Origin of the sequence: Micromonospora sp. SH-82 (genome assembly GCF_051132485.1) — a bacterium.
Taxonomy (GTDB): domain Bacteria; phylum Actinomycetota; class Actinomycetes; order Mycobacteriales; family Micromonosporaceae; genus Micromonospora.
On the sequence record NZ_CP148049.1, the window covers coordinates 4,505,902 to 4,527,611 of the forward strand.

The following is a 21,710-nucleotide window of genomic DNA, read 5'->3' on the forward strand; positions in this document are numbered from 1 at the left end:
GGGGGCAATCTTCCCCGACGGCGAACCGGACAAACCATGAGGGTCACCGCAGCCCGTGACGATCCACTGTGCATCGGTCGTCGCCCGCCCCGCCACCGAGCCGCCGAACCGATGTTCAGGCAGCTCACAGGCGTCCCTCTCGTTACGGCAACGTTTCCGGAAACCTCCTCCGAGGTTCTTGACACTCCGGTCGGGGCGTCCCTATGGTCAGCGGAGTTGTACATGGTTGTCCATGAACAAGAGGCCCCAGGATGAAGATTGCAGTGGTCGGCAGCTACGGCGCCGGGCTCACCATGCGGGTGCCCCGGGTGCCCGTCGCCGGAGAGACGCTCTCCGGCGGTCAGTTCGCCTCCGGACACGGCGGCAAGGGCTCGAACCAGGCGGTGGCCGCAGCCCGGCTCGGTGCGCAGGTCAGCTTCCTGACCGCGGTGGGCGCGGACCAGTTCGGCACCGCCGCCCGCGAGCTCTGGGCCGCCGAGGGGGTCGACGCCACCGGGGTACGGACCACCGACGCGGCCACCATGGTCGGGGTGATCCTGGTCGAGAGCGACGGGGAGAACCGGATCGTCATCGCCCCCGGCGCCCTGGACGAGCTGACCCCGGCCGACGTCGAGGGGTTCGCCGACCGGATCGCCGAGGCCGACCTCTGTGTGGTGTGCCTGGAGATCCCGCTGCCGGTCGCCCTGGCCGCCCTGCGGGTGGCCCACGAGCGCGGCGTACGGACCCTGCTCAACCCGGCACCGGCGGTGCCGCTGCCGGACGAGGCGTGGCAGTGGATCGACGTGCTGACCCCCAACGCCAGCGAGGCCCGGGTGCTCACCGGACTCGGGCCCGGCGACACCGCCACCGGGGCACAGCTGGTGGACCTGCTGCGGGCCCGCTACGGCGGGACCGTCGTGCTGACCCTCGGCTCCGACGGCGCACTCGTCGACGTCGACGGGGCACGGGAGCGGGTCGCGCCGATCGCCGTACCCCGGGTGGTCGACACCACCGGCGCGGGTGACGCCTTCACCGGCGCCCTCGCCGTCGCCCTGGCCCGGGGCGACGAACTCACCGCAGCCGTCCGGTACGCCGCCGCAGCGGGCGCCCACGCCGTCGGCGTCGCCGAGGTGATCCCCGCCCTGCCCGGCCCGGACGACGTCGCGGCCCTGTTGAGGAAGTGAGAGAGATGGCTCAGATAACCGCTCAGGCCGCACCCCCGGCGGGGAAGGCGGCCACCACCACCCCCCGTTCCCCCAACCCCCTGCAGAGGTTCCTGCACGCCCGGGAGGCGAGCACCTTCCTGGCGCTGGTCGTCCTCTTCCTGTTGGGCACCGCCGTCGCCCCCGGCTTCCTGGGCACCGACAACTTCCTCACCGTCGGCCAGCAGATCGCCCAGATCGGCATCATGGCCGTCGGGGTCACCTTCGTGATCATCAACGCCGAGATCGACCTGTCGGTGGGCTCCATCTACGGCCTCGGCGCGGTGGTCGCCGGACTGCTGATGACCTCCGACGTGGCCTGGCCCCTGGCGGCGGCGGGCGGGGTCGCCGCCGGTGCCGCCGCCGGTCTGGTCAACGGCCTGATGACGGTCGGCTTCGGCATCCCGTCGTTCATCGTCACCCTCGGTACGCTCAGCGTCTTCCGGGGCATCACCCTGCTCCTCAGCGGCGGCGCCCCGATCTCGCTGTCCTCCACCGACCCGAACGTGGCCGAGTTCAACCTGCTCGGTCAGGGCCGGCTGTTCGGCCTGCTCCCCATGCAGCTGGTCATCTTCGCCCTGGTCGCCGTCCTCGGCACGATCGTGCTGTCGCGGTCCCGGTACGGCTTCAACACCTACGCCGTCGGCGGCAGCGCCGAGGCGGCCCGGCTGTGCGGCATCAAGACCGGCCGGGTCAAGGTCACCGCGTTCGTCCTCTCCGGCACCCTGGCCGGGCTGGCCGGTGTCCTCGGTCTGTCCTTCCTCTCCTACGTCCAGGGGGTCACCGGCACCGGCATGGAGCTCACCGCCATCTCGGCCGTGATCATCGGCGGCGCGGCCCTGTTCGGCGGCTCCGGGACCATGCTCGGCACCGTCATCGGCGTCGCCTTCATCGGTGTCCTGCAGAACATCCTCAACCTGCGCGGCATCTCCTCCTTCTGGCAGACGGTGGCGACCGGAGCGGTGATCATCCTCGCCGTGGCCGCCGACACCTGGCTGCGCAAACGATCCGGCCGCCGCTGACCACCCGAGGCACACACCGGCGACCCCGGTGCCCGCCCGGCCCCCGGCACCCACACCACCCCGTTCCCCCGTACCCGCAAGGAGCCCCTCGCATGAAGCTCTCCCTCCGGCGCCGCATCGCGGTCGCCGCCACCCTCAGCGCGGCGCTGCTGGCCACCTCGGCCTGCGGCGCGATCAGCCCGGCCAACGAGTCCACCGGCGGCGACGGCGGATTCCAGCTCGCCGACTACATCTCCGAGGCCATCGACAAGGGCGAGCCGCTCAAGATCCGGCTCAGCTACCACGACCCGTCACTGGCCTTCGCCCTGCCGATCCGGCAGGGCATGGAGCGCGGCGCCCAGGAGTTCGGGGTGCAGGCCCAGATGATCGGGCCGACCGGCGGCAACGCCGCCGACCAGGTCGCCGAGCTGCAGACCCTGATCAACCAGAAGCAGATCCACGGCCTGGCCGTCTCGTCGGCCAGCAACGACGCCCTCAAGCCGGTGATCGCCCAGGCCTACGACGCCGGCATCCCGATCATCTCGTTCAACACCAACAACCCCGAGTCCAGGCAGATGGGCTTCGTCGGGCAGGACCTGGTCGCCTCCGGGACCTCGCTGGCCGAGGAGCTGATCAAGGTCCTGGACGGCAAGACCGGCAAGGTCGTGGTGGTCTCGGTCGACTCCGGTGCCGGGTGGTCCAACGACAGGTTCTCCGGGTTCCAGGAGGGCGTCAAGGACGCCGGGCTGCAGGTCGTCGGTCCGGTGAACACCGGCAACGAGCCCAGCGCCGCCTACAACACCGTCGAGTCGACGATGGCCGCCCAGCGGGACGCCATCGCCCTGGTCTCCCTCGACTGCTGCAGCTTCACCGCCGGGGCCCGCTGGCTCCAGCAGTCCGGCAACAAGGGCAAGATCCACGCGGTCGGCTTCGACGTCCAGCCGCAGACCGTCGAGTACCTCAAGGACGGGGTGGTCGACCTGAGCATCAGCCAGGGACCGGCCGAGCAGGGCTACCAGGCCGTCAAGCTGCTGTCCCAGTTCCTCAAGGACGGCACGGAGATCTCCGACGTGGACACCGGCGCGCTGGTGGTCACCCGGGACAACGTCGCCGACGTGCCGGTGGAGGGCTGAGCCGATGAGCAGCCCGGCCACGATCGCCACCCCGACGACGGCCGCCGCCGTCGAGGTGACGGGTCTGTCGAAGCACTTCGGAGCCGTCCGCGCCCTGCAGGACGTGACCCTGAGCGTCCCCGCCGGCGCCCTCACCGCCGTGATGGGCGAGAACGGCGCCGGCAAGTCGACCCTCATGAAGATCCTGGCCGGGCTGGACTCACCCACCACCGGCACCGTGCAGGTCGACGGGGAGCAGGTACGCCGGTTCGACCCGGCCACCCTGCTCAGCCGGCACCGGGTCGCCCTTGTCCCCCAGGAGCTGGCCCTGGCCCAGGACCGTACGGTCGCCGAGAACATCATGCTCGGCGTCGAGCCCGGATCCCGGCCGTTCCCGCACCGGGGCCGGATCAACGAACGGGCCGAGCAGCTGCTGGACCGCCTCGGCGTACGGGTCGACCCCCGGCGCGCCGTCCGACACCTGGACGCCGCCACCCAGCAGCTCGTCGTGATCGCCAGGTCGTTGGCCCGCGAGGCAAGCCTCGTCATCCTCGACGAACCGACCTCGATCCTGTCCCCCGCCGAGTCCGAGCAGCTGTTCGGGGTGATCCGGTCGTTGCAGGCCGACGGCGTGACGATGCTCTACGTCTCGCACCGGATGCCCGAGGTGTTCGCCCTCTCCCAGCACATCCACGTGCTCCGCGACGGCCGACACGTCGGGTACTGGCCCACCGGGCAGGTCACCCCGGACGAGGTGGTCGGGGCGATGGTGGGTCGGGAACTCGCCGCCGAGCACGCCCGGCACGACACCCCGCCGCCGGTCGCGACCGCCGTCCCCCGGGTCCGGCTGACCGGGGTCAGCGGCACCGGTTTCACCGACGTCGACCTGACCGTCGCGCCCGGTGAGGTGGTCGGGGTCGCCGGGCTGCCCGACAGCGGCCGTGTCGAGCTGCTGCGCGGCCTGTTCGGGGCCGACCCGATCAGTGCCGGCACCGTCGAACTCGACGGTGCCGCGTTCACCGCCCGGGAACCGCGCGACGCCATCGCCGCCCGGGTCGCGTACCTGCCCGGCGAACGCCGACAGCAGGGGATCCTGCCGACGATGAGCGTCGCCGACAACGTCAACATCCTGACCCTGGGTCGCCGGCAGCGCTTCGGGCTGCTGCGGCGGCGGGCACTGCGCCACGACGCCGACGCCCGGGCCCGGCAGTTGCGGGTGAAGACCTCGACCACGGCGCAGGGCATCACCCAGCTCTCCGGCGGCAACCAGCAGAAGGCGTTGCTGGCCCGGTGGTTGTCGATCGAGCCCCGGCTGATGCTGTTGGACGAACCCACCCGGGGCGTCGACGTCGGCGCCAAGGCGGAGATCTACCGCCTGTTCCGCTCCCTCGCCGACGACCAGGTGGCGATCCTCGTCTCCTCGTCGGACCTGCCCGAACTGCTGACCGTCAGCGACCGGATCGCCGTCATGGCGGCCGGCCGTCTGGTCGGTGTCATCCCGGCGGCCGAGGCCACCGAGGAGAAGGTCATGGCCCTGGCCACCGGGGCACACACCATGAAGGAGAAGGCATGAAACGCGCAGGCGTGCTCAACGCCGAACTGTCCGGTGCGCTGGCCACCCTCGGCCACACCGACCTGCTGTTGGTGGTGGACGCCGGATTCCCGATCCCGCGCGCCGCGCACCGGATCGACCTGGCGATCGCCGAGGACCTGCCGAAGCTGACCACCGTGCTCGACCTCGTCGCCGGCGAGATCATCGTCGAGGGCGTCGTGGTGGCCGAGGACGTCACCACCCACAACAAGCCGCTGGCGGACTGGTTGGGGCAGCGCTTCGATGGCGTACCGCTGACCACCCGCAAGCACGCCGAGATGCTCGGCGACCTCGCCCACGAGGCGAAGGTGATCGTACGGACCGGGGCCTTCAACCCGTGGGGCAACGTCGGCCTGATCTGCGGCGTGGACGTGCCGCGCTGGTTCGACGAGCCCGGGGTCGTGGTCCCGGACTACTACCGGGACCGGATGTAGTCGCCACCCACGCACGACGTACCAGAGTTCGGAGAGAATCGTGAGTCCTGCCATCCTGACCGACGTCGAGGTCACCCCCGCGACGTTGGCTCCCCACATCCAACACACCCTCATCGACGTGGGGGTGACCCGGGACCAGATCGTCGCGCACGCCGAGGAGGCCGTGAAGTACGGCTTCAACGCCGCCATGGTCCCCGGCTCCTGGGTTCCCGAGGTGGCCGCGGTGCTGCGCGGCACCGGTGTCGAGGTCGCCTCGGCGCTGGACTTCCCCACCGTCGGGGTGACCACCAGCGCCGGCAAGGCCGCCGAGGCGGAGAGCCTGGTCCGGGCCGGCGCCACCCAGATCGACATCGGCGTGCAGATCGGCTGGCTCAAGAGCGGCCGGTACGACGCCTTCCGGGACGACATCGCCGGTGTGGTCGAGGCCTCCGGCGTCCCGATCAAGGTGATGTTGGAGCTGCCGCTGCTCACCCCCGCCGAGCGGGAGACGGCGGTGCGGCTGTCCATCGAGGCGGGTGCGGCGATCCTGAAGAACGCCAGCAGCGGGTCGGTGGAGGTGGCCAACCCGGAGAGCATCGCCTACCTGGTGGCCCGGGCACCCGAGGGTGTGCAGGTCAAGGCGTCCGGTGGGATCAAGTCCTTCGACCAGGCGGTGTCGCTGCTGCGGGCCGGAGCGGTCCTGCTCGGCACCAGCGCGGGTATCGCCCTGGTGACCGACGCCGCCGACGCGGACACCACGAGCTACTGACCCCCTCCGCCGCCCCCTCGACGACCCGGGCCGACCGACCAGGCGGTGATCGGCTACGGTCGTCGAGGGGCGACGGGCGTCTGCGGAGAAGGTGACATGTCCGACCAGTTGAGCCCGGCCGGGGCGAACGAGCGCCTGGACCGCGACGCGCCCGCCCCGCTGCACGCCCAGGTCTCGGAGCAGATCCGGGCGCGGATCCTGTCGGGTGAGTGGCCCCCGCACTACCGGCTGCGCAGCGAGCCCGAACTCGCCCTCGACCTGGGCATCTCCCGGGGCACCCTACGGCGGGCGCTGTCCACCCTGATCCAGGAGGGCCTGCTCGTGCAGGTCCGAGGGCGCGGCACCTTCGTCACGTCCACCGCGTTGGAGCCGTCCATCGCGCAGAAGCTCACCACCCTGTCGGAGGACTTCGCCCGACAGGGGGTGTCGGTCAGCACCGAGGTGGTGTCGAAGGAGGTGGTGCCGGCGCCCCCCGCGCTGGCCACCCTGTTGGACCTGCGCCCCGGGCAGTCGGTGCTCCGGTTGGAGCGGCTCCGGTCCACCAGCTCCGGTCCGGTGGTCTGGCTGGTCAACTACGTACGGACCGACCTGGCCCCCGGTCTGGAGCAGGCCGACCTGGCCGACCGGTCCCTGTTCGGACTCCTGGAGAACGAACACGGGCTCAAGATCAGCTCAGGTCGGCGTACGTTCACCGCCACCGCCGCCACCGGGCGCGTGGCGCAGGCGTTGGGTGTGCCGGAGAACTTCCCGTTGCTCTACCTGGAGCAGATCACCTATCTCGACGACGGCCGGGCGATCGAGTACTCAGACGTGTGGATCCACAGCGAGCGGATGCGGGTCACCTCCCTGCTGTCCCGGCGCTGACCCCCGTCGCCCCGGGCCGGTGCCCGGCCGCGGCGACCACCGCCGCCGGCACCCCGGCCCGGAGCCGTCCGACGAACACGCTCCGAGCCCGGTGCCGACAGGTCGGGTTCTCCGGTCACCGCCCCAGGGCGTGTCCCGTCGCGCTGGTGTTGCCCCATCCCTGGTACGGCATCGACGGCCCCGATCCAGGGCCAGGACCACGGCTCTGCTCCGGACTCGGGTAGGAGGCGGATCCTGCCGCGAGCGCCCGGGCATCGTCCTGCGCCCCCAGCTCCGCACCCTTCACCGTCACCGCGCCGGTCAGCCGCCCGACCGCTTGCGAATACTCCTCGCCTTTGGCTGCAACCCGCGCGGCGGTGGTGCCCCACTGAATGCGCCTCGCGTTTCTGAATTCAACTTCTTCACGGTCCCCGCGAGGAATGCCCGCCTTGTTGAGCACCCGTTCGCGCCGCCTCATCGCCTGCTCCCCCTCAAGTGTCAGGTAGTGGGCCGTACCGATCACCGTAGAGCCCTCCCCGCGCGGCCCGGCGTGCGTAATGCTGTACGAGAAGACGGTGTGTCCCGGGTTGACGTACGCCGGCGCCAACAGGCGATTCCTACGGTCTACCTGCGCCGGCTGTTAATATGCATAACCGCCATCGCCGCTGGTGAGCGCCGCCTGCTGAAGATTGTAGTGCGACCTATAGGTGGATGAGCTTTCCTCCACATCATTGAGCTCCCTCCGCACGTCCGGATCCTGCATCAACGCCTGCCGGCTCTCCGGCGTCAGGGGATCGACGTAAGCCTGGACGACCTCAGGTGACAGATAGGCGCGGAGCGCCGCGACGTCATCCACGGGTTGGGTCAAAAGGTCCACTACATCCTCCAGGGGGCCCATGGCCGACAGGGCACCCTGTCGGCACTTCCACGCCCCTTGACAACGCCCGCCGGACCACTTCCGTTCAGAGACCCGGATCACAGTCACCGAAAAGCCCGCCGCGCAGTCGGCCGAACTCCGACCGCCGATTCAGGTCGAGCGATTACAACCGCATCGCGAACCGGTGTGATCACATTCGGTTACCCTCTGATCACTCTCCAAGATCTATCCTGTGATCAATCAGTCACGAACGGCGATTGACGGTCACCGACCAGCGTGTTAATCGCACCCCTTTCCGGCGGGCGGTAATGCCGGAAAACACCTTTCCTCCACTCGGAGACCGACGGTGAGGAGGGCGTGACACATTGCCGATTCTCGTTGGATACTGTCCGCCGCCACGCGCCATGTCCGGACGTCGGATCCCCACGTCCCGGCGCTGACGGAAAGGAATGTCACGTGAAACGGGACCACGCGGCCGTGCTGCCGGGTGAGGGTGCCACCGACTACGCGCGCTACATGCGAACCGACGAACTCCTCGGCCTGCAACGACGGCCGGCGGAGATGATCCACCGCGACGAACTTCTCTTCCAGGTGGTGCACCAGTCCACCGAGTTGTGGCTCAAGCTCGCCGCGTCCGAACTGACCGAGGCCGTCGCCCGGGTCCGGGCCGGGCGACCGGAGGAGGCCGAGTCGCTCCTGACCCGAGCCACCCTGGGGATCCGGCTGGTCACCGACCAGCTGGAGATGTTCGGCCACCTCTCCCCGGTGGACTTCCAGGCGATGCAACCGGCGCTGGGCAACGGCTCGGGTGCCGAGTCACCCGGCTGGCGCCAGGTCCAGACGACCGGCCGACAGCTCGGCGTGGCCTTCGCCGACCTGCTCGCCGAGCGCGACCTCGACCCGACCCGACTGTCGCGACTGGATCCGGTCGACGGGTTGCACCGGCTCGCCGAGGCGATGCGGGAGTTCGACGAGCGCGTGGCCCACTGGCGGGTGGAGCACTTCCGGGTCGCGCTGCGGGTCGGCGGGCACGCTCCCGCCGGCACCCCGGGCAGCCCCGCGACCATGCTGGCCAAGCTCGTCGCGCACCGGTTCTTCCCCGAACTGGGGCGGGCCGCAGAGGCGACCGCCGCACCGGCCGACCCCCTCGCCTCGGTCACCGGCAACTGACTCTTCCCTCAGTCACCCGATCTCCCCTCCGTCGTGTTCGACGAGACGAAATGCCGAGGTGCGCTTCGTGCGCGAACTGACCCGGTGGCTCTCCGAATCGGCCACCGCCGCAGATTTCCCCTACTCCCCCGTGTTGCACCGGTTCCATTCGGTCGGTAAACACTTCGTCCCCGACGACCTGCTCGTCGACCTGGACCGGATCCGTCGACACCTACCGGCGAGGACGACTGTCGAACCGGCGTCGGCCCGGCTGCTCCGCGATTTCCTCGACGTGGCACTGGACAAGTGGGACGGCCGGTACGACTACCGCAGCTACCTGGCATTGCCGGTGCTCCGGCTGACCGGCGGCGACACCCACGACCACCCCGGGGACACCGTCGGCCGGCTGACCGGAGACACCGTCGGTCAACCCGGGCACACCGACGGCAGGCCCGGCGACACCGACGGTCACTCCGACGACGCCGCACCGGGCGGCGACCCGGGCAGCGCCCGCCGGGACCGTGACCTGCTCCTGGTCCGCCTCGTCGCCGACGTCCTCGCCTTCGAACTGGCCGCCCGGGACGGCACCGACCTGCTGCCCGAACAGCGCCCCGGACCGGCGGTGGTCACCAAACGGTGCCGGCTCGGGATCCGGGCCGCCGCCCCGGCCCTGGCCCGCCTCGGGCTGGCCGCCGCCGTCGCCGGACAGGACCCGACGACCGCCGCCAGGACCCTGCCCGCCCTGGTCGCCGGGGGTGGTCCCACCGCCGGGTTGGCCCTGCGGCTGAGCCTGCTCCCGGTGTACGTGTCGCACGACGAGTACCTGTTCATCCGGGTGCTCCAAGCGTACGAGTGCATCTTCGCCGGGCTCGCCACCGAACTGCGCGCCGTGATGGCTGCCCTCTGTACCGGGCTGGCCCGCGACGCCGCCGAGCGCCTGGCGTACGCCCGCGACGTGCTCACCGACGCCGGACCGCTGTTCTCCCTGCTGGCGACGATGCAGCCGGAGGCGTTCCGGACGTTCCGGGAGTACACCGAGGGGGCCAGCGCCATCCAGTCCCACTCGTACAAGCTCATGGAGTCGTTGTGTCGCACCCCGGAGCGGTCCCGGTTGGACTCGGCCGCCTACCGGTCGGTGCCACAGGTCCGCGACCGGGTGCTCGGCGGCCAGTCCTCCATCGACGGGGCGTACCGGGCCGCTGTCCGTGAGGGGCTGCTGTCCGGGGCGGCCCGGGAACTCGTCGAGTCACGGATGCGGACGTTCGCCGCGGCGGTGCTCCAGTGGCGGCGTACCCACCACCGGCTGGCCACCCGGATGCTCGGTGAGCGCCGGGGCACCGGCTACACCGAGGGGACGCCGTACCTGGCGGGTGTCCGCTCCATCGCGGTCTTCACCGCCGTGGGGTCCGGCTGCCCGGCCCCGACCATCGAGGCGAACGGAGGATGCCCGGTATGAGACCACCCGACCCGACGACCACCGCACGGACCACCACCGACCCGACCACCACCGCACCGACCACCACAGTGCCGACGAGCCGCCGTGACGAGCCGGCCTGCCTCGACCCGGTCGCCCTCACCGCCCTGCGGGCCGAGTTCCCGGTGCTCGACACCGGCGTCTATCTCAACAACAACTCCACCGGCGCGGCGCCCAGAGCGGTCCAGGGCGTCCTGGCCGACTACTGGGAGACCCTGAGCACCTGGCGCGACGACGTGTGGCAGGACTGGCACGTCGGGCTGGACCGGTACGCGGACACCGTCGCCGCCTTCATCGGCGCCTCGCCGGGCAGCGTGGTCACCGACGCGAACCTGAGCACCCTGCTGGCCCGGGTGGCGTCCTGTTTCGACTACCGCCCCCCGCGCGACCGGGTCGTCACCACCGACCTGGAGTTCCCCACCGTTCCGTTCCTCTGGAAGGCGATGGGTCGACACGGGGCCCGGCTCGACGTGGTGTCCTCCGGTGGTCCCCACGTCGACGAGGACCTCCTCGCCTCCCGCATCGACGAACGCACGCTGCTGGTCTGTGTCCCGCACGCCAGCTTCTCCTCCGGGGCCACCATCGACCTGGCCCGGCTGGTCCGACGCGCCCACGAGATGGGCGCTCTGGTGGTGGTGGACGCCTTCCAGACCGTCGGGGTGGTGCCGCTGGACGTGACGGCCCTCGGCGTCGACGTCGTCCTCGGCGGGGCGCACAAGTGGCTGTGCGGCGCGGCCACCGCCTTCCTCTACGTCCGCCCCGACCTGACCCCCCGGCTGACACCGACGGCCACCGGCTGGCAGGCCGGTGACGTGGCATTGACCTTCCGGGAGTCCACCGGGTGGGCGGCCGGCGCGCAACGCTTCGCCGGGGGCACCCCGTACCCGCTGACGTCACTGATCTCCCAGGTGGGCCTGGACCTGCTCGCCGGGGTGGGGGCCGAGGCGATCCGGCGGCACTCGCTGGCCTGCACCGACCGGATCCTCACCCGGGCCGGGGAGGCGGGCCTCACAGTGGTCAGCCCCACCCCGGCACACCGTCGCGGCGGGGTGGTCTGCCTCGACGTACCGGACGGGGAGGCGGTCAAGAAGCGGTTGGCCGAACGGAACCTGGTGTGCAGCTGGCGCGGCTGGCTACGGATCGGCCCGCACGTCTACAACACCCTCGACGAGATCGACACGTTCATGGACGCCCTGGTCGCGGAGGTACGTCGATGACCCTCGACCTGTCCCCCCGAGGTCTGATGCACCTGCTGGTCAACGGTCCCAAGGCCGTCGACGTGGTGCAGACCGCCCTGGACACGGGGCTGCTCGACGCGCTGGAGCCGGGACCGGCCCGCCTCGACGACCTCGCCGTACGGCTGCGGGTCCGGCCGTTGCGGCTGTACAAGTTCCTCGACTGCCTGGAGAGCCTGGGCTGCGTCGAACGCGACGGGTCCGGTGACGACCTCGGCGACACCACCTACCAGGCGGTCCCGGGTCTGCGCGACGCCGTCCTGGCCGTGTTCGGGCCGGACTCCATCGAACGGGACCGGGACCGCTACCCGTGGCGGGTGCTGCACGGTCGGCTGGCCGAGAGCCTGCGCGGCGAGGTCGGGATGAGCGACGACGACTTCGCCTGGCCGCCGAGGACCGACGAGCAGACCGCCGAGTTCGAACGGAGCATGGCCGTCGGGGTCGGACCGGTGGTCGAGGCGGTGCACCGGCACGCCGGGCGGCTCTGGGCCGACCGCCGACGACTCCTCGACGTCGGCGGCGGGGACGGCACCCTCGCCGCCCACGTCCTGGACGACGCCCCCGACCTGCACGCCGACGTCTACAACCTGCCGTCGGTGGCTCCCCTGGTCGCCGCGACCGGTCAGCGCCGGGGACATCAGCGACGACTCGGGTTCGTCGGCGGTGACTTCTTCGCCGAGCCCCTCCCGGGCGGCTACGACGCGATGTCCTTCGTCCGGGTCCTGCACGACTGGCCCGACGACGTGGCCCGTCGGCTGGTCGAGCAGGCGTACGCGGCCCTCGAACCGGGTGGGCTGCTGCTGATCTGCGAGGAGTTCCGCACCCCGGACCGGCTGGCCGCACAGTTCTTCTGGAGCTACTTCCTGATCGGGGTGGACAGCTGCGTCAGCCGTCTCCGCGAGGTCGGGTTCTACACCGACCTGCTCACCCGGGTCGGCTTCGAGCGGGTGGAGGTGCTGCCCGCCGGGTGGGAGCTGATCTGCGCGTACAAGCCGACGGGGTGACCGGGAGCGGGGGTGACCTGGGGATTCGCACGGAATGGGATTCGCTTGGGGTGGGTATGCACCGGGCATGACCTTCTCGATCGTCGCCCGGTGCCCCCGCACCGGCCACCTCGGGGTGGCCGCCCTCACCGCCACCGCCGGGGTGGGGAAGCTGCTGTCCCACGTCCGCACCGGGGCCGGGGCGGTGGCCACCCAGGCCACCCACAACCCGTACCTCGCCTACGACGGCCTGCCGATGCTCGCCGACGGTCACTCCCCCCGGGAGGTCCTCGACACCCTCCTGGCCCGCGACCCCGGTCGGGAGGTACGCCAGGCGGGCATCGTCGACGCGCACGGACACGCGTACGCCTTCACCGGCGCACAGACCCTCCCCTGGTCGGGACAGCACGTCGGAGAGGGCTTCGCCGCCCAGGGCAACCGGTTGGCCGGGCCGGAGACCCTCGACGCCATCGTCACGGCGTACCAGGACAATCCGGATCTCGACCTCGTCGAACGGCTGCTGTCGGCGATCGAGGCCGGTGAGCACAACGGCGGCGACCGCGACGGGGCCGGGTCGGCGACGATCACCGTCACCGGGGAGGAGCCGTACCCGCTGTGGGACCTGCGGGTCGACGACCACGCCGACCCGGCCGCCGAACTGCGCCGCCTCTACGGGGTGTTCCAGGAGCAGATGCTGCCGATCGTCCGAGGGCTGCCCACCCGCGACGACCCGATGGGCCCCTCGGCCCGGCAGGTCCTCGACGGCGGCACCGCCGGTGCCTGACCCCGACGGCGACACGCCCGGCGGACGACGGTGACGGGCGTACCCTGACCTCGTGGATCAAGAAGACCGGATCGCCCTGTTCCTGGACTACGAGAACCTCGCCCTCGGCGCACGCGACCACCACGGCGGCAGGCCCTTCGACTTCCGCCCGATCGCCGACGCCCTCGCCGAACGGGGACGGGTGGTGGTCCGACGCGCCTACGCCGACTGGTCGTACTTCGACGAGGACCGCCGGATGCTCACCCGGTCCCACGTCGAGTTGTTGGAGATCCCCCAGCGGATGGGGGCCTCCCGCAAGAACGCCGCCGACATCAAGATGGCCGTCGACGCGGTGGAGTTGGCCTTCGAACGCGACTACATCTCCACCTTCGTCATCTGCACCGGCGACAGCGACTTCACCCCGCTGGTGCACAAGCTCCGCGAACTCAACAAGCGGGTGATCGGGGTCGGGGTGGAGAAGTCCACCTCGGCCCTGCTGCCCCCGGCCTGCGACGAGTTCCTCTACTACGACCGACTCGAAGGCGTCGACATCCCGTCGCCCCGGACCCGGCGCAGCCGCCCGACCCGGCAGCCGGAGACCACCGCCCAGCCCGAACAGGACCTGGTCGCCACCCCCACCGACACCGAGTCGGTACGCGACGTCGACGCCCTCGCCGGTGTCGTCGCACAGACGGTGGCGGGTCTGCAGGGCGGCGGGGTGGTCACCGCCTCCCGACTCAAGGTCACCCTGCTGCGCAAGGACCCCACCTTCAGCGAGTCCGACTACGGCTTCCGCACCTTCGGTGAACTCCTGCGCCACCTCGCCGCCAACAACATCGTCGACCTGGGCGAAGGCCCGGCCAAGGGCGACCCCGAGGTCTCCCTGCCCGAGCACGACGACCGGGAGGCGGCCTTCGGGCTGCTCCGTACCGTCGTCGCCGAACTGGCCGCCGGGGGCAACCCGGTCGCACTGTCGGGCCTGAAGAACCACCTCCGTCGGGCCCGCCCCGACTTCAGCGAACAGCGACTCGGATACCGGGGGTTCCTCCAGTTCTGCAAGGCCGCCGCCACGGCCGGGGTGGTCGACCTGGCGTGGAGCCCCGATGCCGACGACTACCTGCTGCACCCGGCCCGGTGACGCCGGTCGGGCTCCGGGCGGCGGCTACGACCGCCGGTCTCCAGGCGGCGGCTACGACCGCCGGTCTCCGGGCCGCCGCTACGACCGCCGGACTCGGGGCAGCGGTCACGACGGCCGGTTGAGGCGGAACGGCTTGCGCAGGTTGGCGAAGGCGGTGAGGTCGGTCGCCTCGGTGGCCTGCCGACGGGGCAGGTCGACCGGGAAGTCCGTCCGGCCCACAGTGACCCCGTCCGGACCGACCCGACCCATCCGCCGCAACCCGAGCTGACGGCGTAGCTGCACCGTCCGGTGGTCGGCCGCCCCGAAGACCTTGGTGTGGTCGTCGATCAGCGCCGCCAGCTCCTCGCTCATCTGGTCGGTGAGGCCCAGCAGCGCGTGACAGGTCACCACCCTCGACCGGTAATTCAGCGCCCGCTCCGAGAGCGGACCGTGCCGGGCCGCGACGTCGTCGGCCAACAACCGGTAGACCGCTGCCGCCTGCCGGTAGTCACCGTCGGCGAAGAACGCGTCGGCCTGCTCCGACCGCAACGTCAACACGTGCCCGTCCCGGAGGTTGCCGGCCGTGACGGCGCGCGGCGCGGCGGCGAGGATCCGGCTCACCACCCGGGCGTAGAGGCGCACCGCACTCGTCGTGGTGGACAACTCGACCACGCCGGGGATCGGCTGGAGATCGTCCACGAACGGCAACAGCAGCTGGTGGACCACGTCGGCGTCGGACAACCGTTCCTCCGGCCGTTTGCGCAGCATCTCCAGGACCAGCGCCTCCAGCCCCACCGGGACCTCCGGCCGGACCGTACGCAGCAGCGGCGGCTCGTCGCGTACCTGCTTGTTCATCACGTCGAACGGCGTCGCCCCGGCGAACGGCCGCTTCCCGGTAAGCAGCTCGTAGACGGTGCACCCCAGCGCGTAGATGTCGCTCTCCGGGCCGCTGACGTTGGCCTCGATCCGCTCCGGCGCCATGTACTCGGGAGTGCCGAGCAGGTGCCCGGTCATCGTGACCCGGGAGAAGTCCGACGACGCAGGAGCGACGGCGAGCCCGAAGTCGAGCACCTTCACGGTGCCCTCCGGCTCCAACATCAGGTTGCCCGGCTTCAGGTCCCGGTGCACCAGTGACACCCGGTGCGCCTCGGACAGGACCGCACAGACCTGCGCGGCCACCACCGCCACCCACCCGACCGGGAGACGTCCCTGTTCGAGCAGGAGGGTACGCAGGCTGACCCCCTGGATCCGCTGCATCACCAGGAACGGCCGCCCCTTGTGGGTCCCCACGTCGTACACCGCCGGGACCCCGGGGTGTTCCAGCCGGGCGGTGATCCGCGACTCCCTGACGAACCTGCGGGTGTAGTCGTCCTCGGCCTTCGGGTCACCGGCGAAGAACCTGATGAACTTCACCACCACCTGCCGCTCCAGTCGGGTGTCGACCCCGAACCAGACCTCCCCCATGGCCCCCTGCTCGGTGGGCCGTTCCAGGAGTTCATAGCGGCCGTTGACCAGTGTTCTTCGCGCCACTACCGCTCCAGTCACCTGCGCCGATCGGTTACGAAGGTTAACCAAATCGTGGTCCACTGTAGTGGGTGCCATGCCGTGTTCCGGTACACACTGCGATCGATCCGTACGCTACGGTGACGCCCGGGGCTCGGTCCATGGTGGAGGTGGCCGGATGTGGGCGGACGAAGACGCCCTGGACGCGGCGGCACGTCGACTCGACGACTGGGAGACCACCTTCGCCGGACAGGCACAGCGGGCAGCGGCCCTGGCCACGAGGGTGCAGCAGCTCACCGGCACCGCTCACAGCCCCGACCGACTGGTCACCGCCACCGTCGACGCGTCCGGGCACCTGATCGACCTGCGGCTCGACGACACCGTCCGGCGGCACCCCGCCACCCACACCGCACGGCAGATCCTGCAGGCCACCCGCGCCGCCTACGCCGACCTGGTCGGCCGGGTCACCGAGGCGGCCCGGGACACCCTCGGCGACGACCCGGCCGGGCAGGCCGTCGTCGAGTCCTACCGCCGGCGGCTCGCCTCCGACCAGGGCGGCCCTGACCGGACCGGCACCGGTGGCCCACTCTGACGGCGGTGGGGCGTCCTCGGCGGGCATCCACGTCCGCCCCGAGGACCTGACCGTCCACGCCGGGCACCTCGACCGCACCGCCGCCCGCCTCGACACCGCCCGCGCCGCAGGCCAGCACGTCCGCCTCGGCGCCGACGCGTACGGGCAGCTCTGCGCGATGGTGCCGGTGCTGCTCGACGGGCTGCAACGTACCCTCGTCGAAGGCATCGACAGCGCGGCCGCAGCGCTGCGCGACACCGCCGGGCGGGTGCGGACCGGCGCGGACCACTACCGCGCCGCCGACGCCCGCGCCGCCGCCCAGCTCGACCGGATCCGACACCGGCGGTGACCAACCCGCTCGTCGCTCCCGCCACCGCCACCGGACCGACCCCCTGGGCCGGACTCTGGATCGCCGAGGACATCGAACTCATCCACACCGGCATCCGCAACGGAAACTGGATCGACGGCACCCTCGGCGTCGTCAGCGCCGGCCTCGACGCCCTCGCCTTCGTCACCGACCCCGCCGGCGCGCTCCTCCAATACGGCATCGCCTGGCTCATCGAACACGTCAAACCCCTCAGCGAAGCCCTCGACTGGCTCGCCGGCGACCCCGCCCAGATCACCGCCCACGCCCAGACCTGGCGCAACACCGCCACCCACCTGCGCGACACCGCAGCCGACCTCACCCGCGACGTCCGCGCCGACCTCACCGACTGGACCGGCCACGCCGCCACCACCTACCGCACCCGAACCTCACACCAGCACCAGACCATCACCACCCTCGCCGCAGCCGCCGACACCATGGCGACCCTCACCGAAACCACCGCCGGCCTCGTCGCCGCCGTCCGCCTCCTCGTCCGCGACGCCATCGCCACCTGCGTCTCCCGCCTCGTCGTCTACGCCGCCGAACTCGTCGCCACCGCCGGACTCGCCACCCCCCTCGTCGTCCAACAGGTCACCACCACCGTCGCCACCTGGGCGGCCCGCATCACCAGACTCCTGCGCGCCCTCATCAACAGCCTCCGCCAACTCATCCCCACCACCCGCCGCCTCACCGACCTCATCAACAAACTCAAGGAAGCCCTGAACCGACTCAAGGCGCCCTCGGCGGATGCGGAAGGGCTGAATCGGGTACGTGGAAGAGGGTCTGGACCGCGAATGCCGATGAACCTTGGTTCGGTGAACGTCGTGGCCACCAAGTACGGCATTGACATGTCCGCCATCCGGATCGCCATTAACAACAAATTGTCGGGGGTGTGCGGCATGACAAAACCTGACCAATCCGTCATCCTGTGCCGCGATGCCTTTCGCAGCGAGGAAGACCTCGCCCGTACGTTGGAGCATGAACGGTTCCATGCAGCGGAACTCCGAAGCGGTCAACCGTATCCGAGGACTGCAAGGGAGGCCGAGGCCTTCGAAGACCGCGCCTACGCGCACGAGGAACAGTGGTGGCAGAACCAGACCGTAAGACCGGAGAGGAACCGTTGATGGCGAGCTTTGATGATTGGGTGGAAGCCTACGAGAAGGTCTATCGTTCCCTGCCAGCTTCCTCGGAGCCACCCTGCCCGAACTGCGGCAACCCGACGCTGCGACTGGTCTTCACCGCGCCACCAGGGGAGCGATTCGGCTTTGCTTCCTTCTGGTGCGACACCTGCCTGGAAGGAATTCACATTTCCCGAACCCTGCTTCCACCCGGTGCCACCACTCGATCTCTCGCGGTGCCAGCCGAAGACCGCGAGCCGGTGATTCCCGACTATCGTCTGGCCCTTTAACGTTCCTTGGTGTTCCGGCACCCCCTCGCGCGCAGCAGCTCGTACGGCGGGAAGCGCTGTTCGCGGTCTGGACCGTGCTGGTGACCCGGGCGTTCGGATCACCAGCACGAGGTCCAGCCCTGCCTGAGGACGGTCGTCCGGCCCCTCGTCACCCGGTCGCTTCTATCCGTGGAACCTGGGACGGATTCGCGATCGGTCGGCGAGGAGGGCTCAGCGCGTAGGGGTGTTGCCGCCGCCGTGGCCCGGACCCTGCCACTGAGGCCGCGTCGGCTGGCCGGGCCGCTGAGGTGTCGGTGTGGTGCTACCGCTACCGCCCTCTTGACCCCGCCATTCAGGCGTCGGGGTGGTGTTACCGCTGCTGTAGCCCTGACCCAGCCACTCAGGCGTCGTCGCGTAGCCGGGCTGCTGAGGCACCGGGGTGGTGCTGCTGCTGGCATAGCCGTGCCCCTGCCACTGAGGCGTCGGCGCGTAGCCGGGCTGCTGGGGGCCGGCCGTGTTCGGGTCCTGGCCGATCCGGAATCCCGCCAGCTGCGCCATCAGGGCTTGGGGGTTCTGCGGCTGATAGGGCATCGGCTGCTGAGGCAGGGGGTACTGACCGGACCCCGGGGGACCACCCAGGGGGACGAATGCGGGCAGGTTGGCCGCCTGGTGCGGGGCCGGAGCGGCGTGGCCAGGCGGCGCGGAGGCACTCTCGGCCTTGGCTACAGCCTTGTTCACCTCTCGGTAGAGATCCTCGAGAACACGATCGGAGACCCTGGCCTGAGCTCGGACGGCAGCCTCCATTCCGTAGGGGTCCAGGGTGCGCGGGGAAGACGGTGGCTGACGGTCCGCCTGCTGACGGGGGTTCGACTCTGGCAGGTTCGCGAACTGCATCCCCAGGGATCCGCGGTACTGCAGGTTGTCCTCGATCGCTTCGAGCGCACGCTGCACGTCCCGGTTGTCGGCGACCGCACCACGTACGTGCTGCTCACGCTGCGACAGGCGCTCGACGTCCTGTGGGTGCAGGTGCTTCCTCAGTAGATCCCAGGCTTCGAGAGTGGAATATTTCATGATCGAGTCCTCTGTTTGACGGTCTTGTTAACACCTCCCTACGCCTGTCGGACCGAACCGGTTCAGCTTAAATCGAAGTCTGCAACTATCGGAGGCCTCCGAGCAGCACTCCCGGCTCTACCGGGGGACGAGCAGGCCCGGCCGCCACCGGCCACGACCTGCGGTCCACACTCAGGGCTGATCCTGACGACCAGGAGTCTTGATCACCAATGACGTCGCCAGCGGGTCGAGCCCCACCGCGATCAGCTGTGGTCGCGGGGCGAGCTCTACCTCCGGGATCCTCCCGGTGACTCGGGACTGGTCCTGGGCAAGCACGAGAAGAGTGATCGATCTGCGGTGGCCGGTTCAGGGCAGTGTCAGGCCGGGGCAACGGGCGGCGAGGTGCAGGTGGGTAAGGGTTCCGGAGGCGGTGAGTTCGGCGGTGAACATCTCCACGGCGTGCCAGACCCGGTCGCGCTGCCGCACCCGAGCGCCGTACCTCGTCCCCGGCGAACAGTCGGCAGGTTGCACGTCAGCCCCGGGTCATCAGAGCCCGGCTGCGGCGTCGTACCGGCGGCGCAGGTCGGCCATCTCCGACTCACCCAACGCCTCCGCTTGCGCCAGCTCCGCGTACCTGGCCGGGAACATCTCCCACAGACGGTCGACGAACCGGACGTCCTCGGTCGCCTCGACCACCTGAATACCCGACGGCTCGGTCGACATGTCAATGATCAGCGGACCGACCAACTTGACCGCCACGTCCCAGGGACGCTTCTGCTCCGCGATACCGCAGAGGTGGAAGGCGTAGACCGTCTCCACGTCGGCGAGCGCGGTGACCTCGGCCGGCTCGTAGCCGTAGACGTGGACCCCGCAGACCACCGCCGGCTTCGTCTCCTCCCCCGTGGCCACCTGCCGGGGATCGTGGCCGGCGTGGTGGTGCTGTTCCGGGTCCGCCTGTTCCAGCGTCGTACGCATCCGGGTGATGATCTGCCCTCGCAGATCAACCTGCTCCGTCTCCGGCCCTGCCACATTGACCAGTACGACCACACCGGCCGATGCCAGCAGGATGGCCGCCACCCCCGCGAAGCGGTGCCGGTACCACCCCGCGAAACGTTCCCGAGAAAACATGATCGCTATTCACCTCGTCGCCGGTCCTGGTGCGTTGGCACCCGTCGTCGTGAAGGTGACCCGACGAGGCGGCACGTGCGCGCCTGTCCAAGCGGCGCGCTGCCGGCACTGCGATGCTCCCGAGGTTGCCGTTTCTCAGCGTGGTTGCCCCCACACTGCGGCGATGTGTGCCATTCCAGCATGGCCGGCCCGATCCGGCAACAGCCGGAGTCCTACCCGCCCTGGCCTACAGTCCCTCGACTTTGTCGGCGGTTCGATCCGGGTCGCCCGGTCAGGGCTTCCGCGCTGTCTCGTACTGTGGGGTGCCTCGCCGCCCACCCGACCGCCACGACACGTTGCTGTATTCGTCCCACCGCTCGTCGATCTCGACGGCAGCCTGCTCGGCGTCAGGCGCCACGCCGAAGTCGCAGCCGACGGCCGTCAACTGCATCCAGATCGCATTGGCGATGTCCGCGTACTGATCGGGACCGACACCGCGCAGGGTGACGACGATCGTCCGCTCGCCTCCGTTGTCGACGGCCATGTCAGGGCAGTTCCAGGCCGGGGCAGCGTGCGGCGAGGTGCACCCGACGGTGGCGCATCCAGAACACCACGTCGAGCACCCGGAGTCGCTGCACGGCCGGAGGCAGACCAACCTCGGCGTGCAACGCGTCGAGCCGTTCGGCGAGAGTGCCGCCGTCCTCCTGCAGCTTGCCGTGCAGCCACTCCCAGAATCCGGCACCCGTCCCGTACGCGCAGCGGACCACCCGGTCGTACACCGGCACCAGCCTCGGACGCTTACGGGCCAGCAGCTTCCCCGCCGTCACCCACCCGGTGTCGTCGGTGTGGCGCAACAACCTCCACGCCTCGACCGCGTGACCGCCGTCGGTGATCAGGCGAGTCGCTGCCTCCGTACCGAGGTCGACGTCGACCGGGATGCCGGACAGCTCCGCCGAGACCTGCTCGCCGAGCCGACCCTGGAGGAGGTCGAGAACCGTCCGGGGGTGGATCCGGACGCTGAGCAGCCCTACCGCGACCAGGTCCTCCGCCGTGACGACGTTTGCGGTCTCCGGGCGGTCGCCCCCTCCGCCGAGCATCTCGAACTGACCGCCGGTGAAGGCGTCCGCGCCGGTGGCCAGGAAGTAGCGCTTCAGGTCACGTGTCGACCGAGGGTCGTCCAGTACGGCCAGGATCTGAGCCAGCGACAGGGGCATGTGCAC

General features: G+C 70.5%; 24 protein-coding genes. 17 read left to right on the forward strand and 7 right to left on the reverse strand.

Features of this window, described 5'->3' with window-relative positions:
* The first annotated feature begins 251 nt into the window (after positions 1–251).
* The 7 genes from WHN02_RS20055 to WHN02_RS20085 all read left to right on the forward strand — a co-directional run bounded on the left by WHN02_RS20055 (position 252) and on the right by WHN02_RS20085 (position 6,931).
* Positions 252–1,163: a ribokinase gene (locus WHN02_RS20055; RefSeq protein ID WP_434740238.1), complete on the forward strand. Its 912-nt coding sequence runs from the start codon at positions 252–254 to the stop codon at positions 1,161–1,163.
* A gap of 5 nt (positions 1,164–1,168) precedes the next feature.
* A complete protein-coding gene (locus tag WHN02_RS20060) occupies positions 1,169–2,203 on the forward strand; it encodes an ABC transporter permease (RefSeq protein WP_434740239.1) in 1,035 nt (344 codons plus the stop codon).
* Between the two features lie 92 nt (positions 2,204–2,295).
* Positions 2,296–3,315 (forward strand): substrate-binding domain-containing protein, encoded by a 1,020-nt coding sequence (locus WHN02_RS20065; protein ID WP_434740240.1) that lies wholly within the window; start codon positions 2,296–2,298, stop codon positions 3,313–3,315.
* A 4-nt stretch (positions 3,316–3,319) separates the two neighbouring features.
* Positions 3,320–4,867, forward strand: coding sequence for a sugar ABC transporter ATP-binding protein (locus WHN02_RS20070; protein WP_434740241.1), 1,548 nt, complete (start codon positions 3,320–3,322; stop codon positions 4,865–4,867).
* Positions 4,864–5,319 carry a D-ribose pyranase gene (gene rbsD, locus WHN02_RS20075; RefSeq protein WP_434740242.1) on the forward strand — a complete coding sequence of 152 codons (456 nt, stop codon included), beginning with the start codon at positions 4,864–4,866 and terminating at the stop codon, positions 5,317–5,319. Before WHN02_RS20070 ends, rbsD begins: the two co-directional genes overlap by 4 nt.
* Before the next feature lie 40 nt (positions 5,320–5,359).
* Positions 5,360–6,067, forward strand: a complete 708-nt coding sequence (gene deoC, locus WHN02_RS20080) for a deoxyribose-phosphate aldolase (RefSeq protein ID WP_434740243.1) — start codon at positions 5,360–5,362, stop codon at positions 6,065–6,067.
* A 96-nt stretch (positions 6,068–6,163) separates the two neighbouring features.
* Positions 6,164–6,931 carry a GntR family transcriptional regulator gene (locus WHN02_RS20085; RefSeq protein ID WP_434740244.1) on the forward strand — a complete coding sequence of 256 codons (768 nt, stop codon included), beginning with the start codon at positions 6,164–6,166 and terminating at the stop codon, positions 6,929–6,931.
* A gap of 115 nt (positions 6,932–7,046) precedes the next feature.
* Here the strand turns inward: WHN02_RS20085 and WHN02_RS20090 are convergent, their stop codons facing one another.
* Both WHN02_RS20090 and WHN02_RS20095 read right to left on the reverse strand, forming a co-directional pair.
* Entirely contained in the window at positions 7,047–7,433 is a 387-nt protein-coding gene (locus WHN02_RS20090; RefSeq protein WP_434740245.1) for a hypothetical protein, read from the reverse strand.
* A gap of 117 nt (positions 7,434–7,550) precedes the next feature.
* A complete protein-coding gene (locus WHN02_RS20095) occupies positions 7,551–7,808 on the reverse strand; it encodes a hypothetical protein (protein ID WP_434740246.1) in 258 nt (85 codons plus the stop codon).
* A gap of 435 nt (positions 7,809–8,243) precedes the next feature.
* Here WHN02_RS20095 and WHN02_RS20100 point away from each other — a divergent pair, with 435 nt between their 5' ends.
* The 6 genes from WHN02_RS20100 (at position 8,244) to WHN02_RS20125 (ending at position 14,529) form a co-directional block, all read left to right on the forward strand.
* Complete coding sequence (locus WHN02_RS20100) at positions 8,244–8,957, forward strand: tryptophan 2,3-dioxygenase family protein (protein ID WP_434740247.1); 714 nt, start codon at positions 8,244–8,246, stop codon at positions 8,955–8,957.
* Between the two features lie 58 nt (positions 8,958–9,015).
* Positions 9,016–10,392, forward strand: a complete 1,377-nt coding sequence (locus WHN02_RS20105) for a tryptophan 2,3-dioxygenase family protein (RefSeq protein ID WP_434740248.1) — start codon at positions 9,016–9,018, stop codon at positions 10,390–10,392.
* Entirely contained in the window at positions 10,389–11,627 is a 1,239-nt protein-coding gene (locus tag WHN02_RS20110) for an aminotransferase class V-fold PLP-dependent enzyme (RefSeq protein WP_434740249.1), read from the forward strand. The genes WHN02_RS20105 and WHN02_RS20110 overlap by 4 nt, the downstream gene beginning before the upstream one ends.
* Positions 11,624–12,649, forward strand: a complete 1,026-nt coding sequence (locus WHN02_RS20115) for a methyltransferase (protein WP_434740250.1) — start codon at positions 11,624–11,626, stop codon at positions 12,647–12,649. Before WHN02_RS20110 ends, WHN02_RS20115 begins: the two co-directional genes overlap by 4 nt.
* A gap of 67 nt (positions 12,650–12,716) precedes the next feature.
* Positions 12,717–13,412: a DUF1028 domain-containing protein gene (locus WHN02_RS20120; protein ID WP_434740251.1), complete on the forward strand. Its 696-nt coding sequence runs from the start codon at positions 12,717–12,719 to the stop codon at positions 13,410–13,412.
* Positions 13,413–13,464: 52 nt separating this feature from the next.
* Positions 13,465–14,529 (forward strand): NYN domain-containing protein, encoded by a 1,065-nt coding sequence (locus tag WHN02_RS20125; RefSeq protein WP_434740252.1) that lies wholly within the window; start codon positions 13,465–13,467, stop codon positions 14,527–14,529.
* Between the two features lie 105 nt (positions 14,530–14,634).
* On the opposite strand, the gene WHN02_RS20130 is transcribed toward WHN02_RS20125, so the two are convergent.
* Positions 14,635–16,038: a serine/threonine-protein kinase gene (locus tag WHN02_RS20130; RefSeq protein ID WP_434740253.1), complete on the reverse strand. Its 1,404-nt coding sequence runs from the start codon at positions 16,036–16,038 to the stop codon at positions 14,635–14,637.
* A gap of 151 nt (positions 16,039–16,189) precedes the next feature.
* On the opposite strand from WHN02_RS20130, the gene WHN02_RS20135 reads away from it, so the two are divergent.
* From WHN02_RS20135 to WHN02_RS20150, 4 genes are read left to right on the forward strand one after another with little or no spacing between them, the layout of a single operon-like run.
* Positions 16,190–16,603, forward strand: coding sequence for a YbaB/EbfC family nucleoid-associated protein (locus WHN02_RS20135; RefSeq protein ID WP_434740254.1), 414 nt, complete (start codon positions 16,190–16,192; stop codon positions 16,601–16,603).
* The gene (locus tag WHN02_RS20140; protein WP_434740255.1) at positions 16,590–16,931 is read left to right on the forward strand and encodes a type VII secretion target; all 342 of its coding nucleotides are present in this window, start codon (positions 16,590–16,592) and stop codon (positions 16,929–16,931) included. The genes WHN02_RS20135 and WHN02_RS20140 overlap by 14 nt, the downstream gene beginning before the upstream one ends.
* On the forward strand, positions 16,928–18,070 hold the full coding sequence (locus tag WHN02_RS20145) for a WXG100 family type VII secretion target (RefSeq protein WP_434740256.1): 1,143 nt from the start codon (positions 16,928–16,930) through the stop codon (positions 18,068–18,070). The genes WHN02_RS20140 and WHN02_RS20145 overlap by 4 nt, the downstream gene beginning before the upstream one ends.
* Complete coding sequence (locus WHN02_RS20150) at positions 18,070–18,354, forward strand: hypothetical protein (RefSeq protein WP_434740257.1); 285 nt, start codon at positions 18,070–18,072, stop codon at positions 18,352–18,354. Before WHN02_RS20145 ends, WHN02_RS20150 begins: the two co-directional genes overlap by 1 nt.
* 210 nt (positions 18,355–18,564) lie before the next feature.
* Here WHN02_RS20150 and WHN02_RS20155 read toward each other — a convergent pair whose 3' ends face one another.
* The 4 genes from WHN02_RS20155 to WHN02_RS20170 all read right to left on the reverse strand — a co-directional run bounded on the left by WHN02_RS20155 (position 18,565) and on the right by WHN02_RS20170 (position 21,704).
* Complete coding sequence (locus WHN02_RS20155) at positions 18,565–19,404, reverse strand: hypothetical protein (protein ID WP_434740258.1); 840 nt, start codon at positions 19,402–19,404, stop codon at positions 18,565–18,567.
* A gap of 525 nt (positions 19,405–19,929) precedes the next feature.
* A complete protein-coding gene (locus WHN02_RS20160; RefSeq protein ID WP_434740259.1) occupies positions 19,930–20,511 on the reverse strand; it encodes a hypothetical protein in 582 nt (193 codons plus the stop codon).
* A 271-nt stretch (positions 20,512–20,782) separates the two neighbouring features.
* Positions 20,783–21,034, reverse strand: coding sequence for a hypothetical protein (locus WHN02_RS20165; protein ID WP_434740260.1), 252 nt, complete (start codon positions 21,032–21,034; stop codon positions 20,783–20,785).
* A gap of 1 nt (position 21,035) precedes the next feature.
* Positions 21,036–21,704 carry a DUF6308 family protein gene (locus WHN02_RS20170; RefSeq protein WP_434740261.1) on the reverse strand — a complete coding sequence of 223 codons (669 nt, stop codon included), beginning with the start codon at positions 21,702–21,704 and terminating at the stop codon, positions 21,036–21,038.
* Positions 21,705–21,710 lie beyond the last annotated feature (6 nt).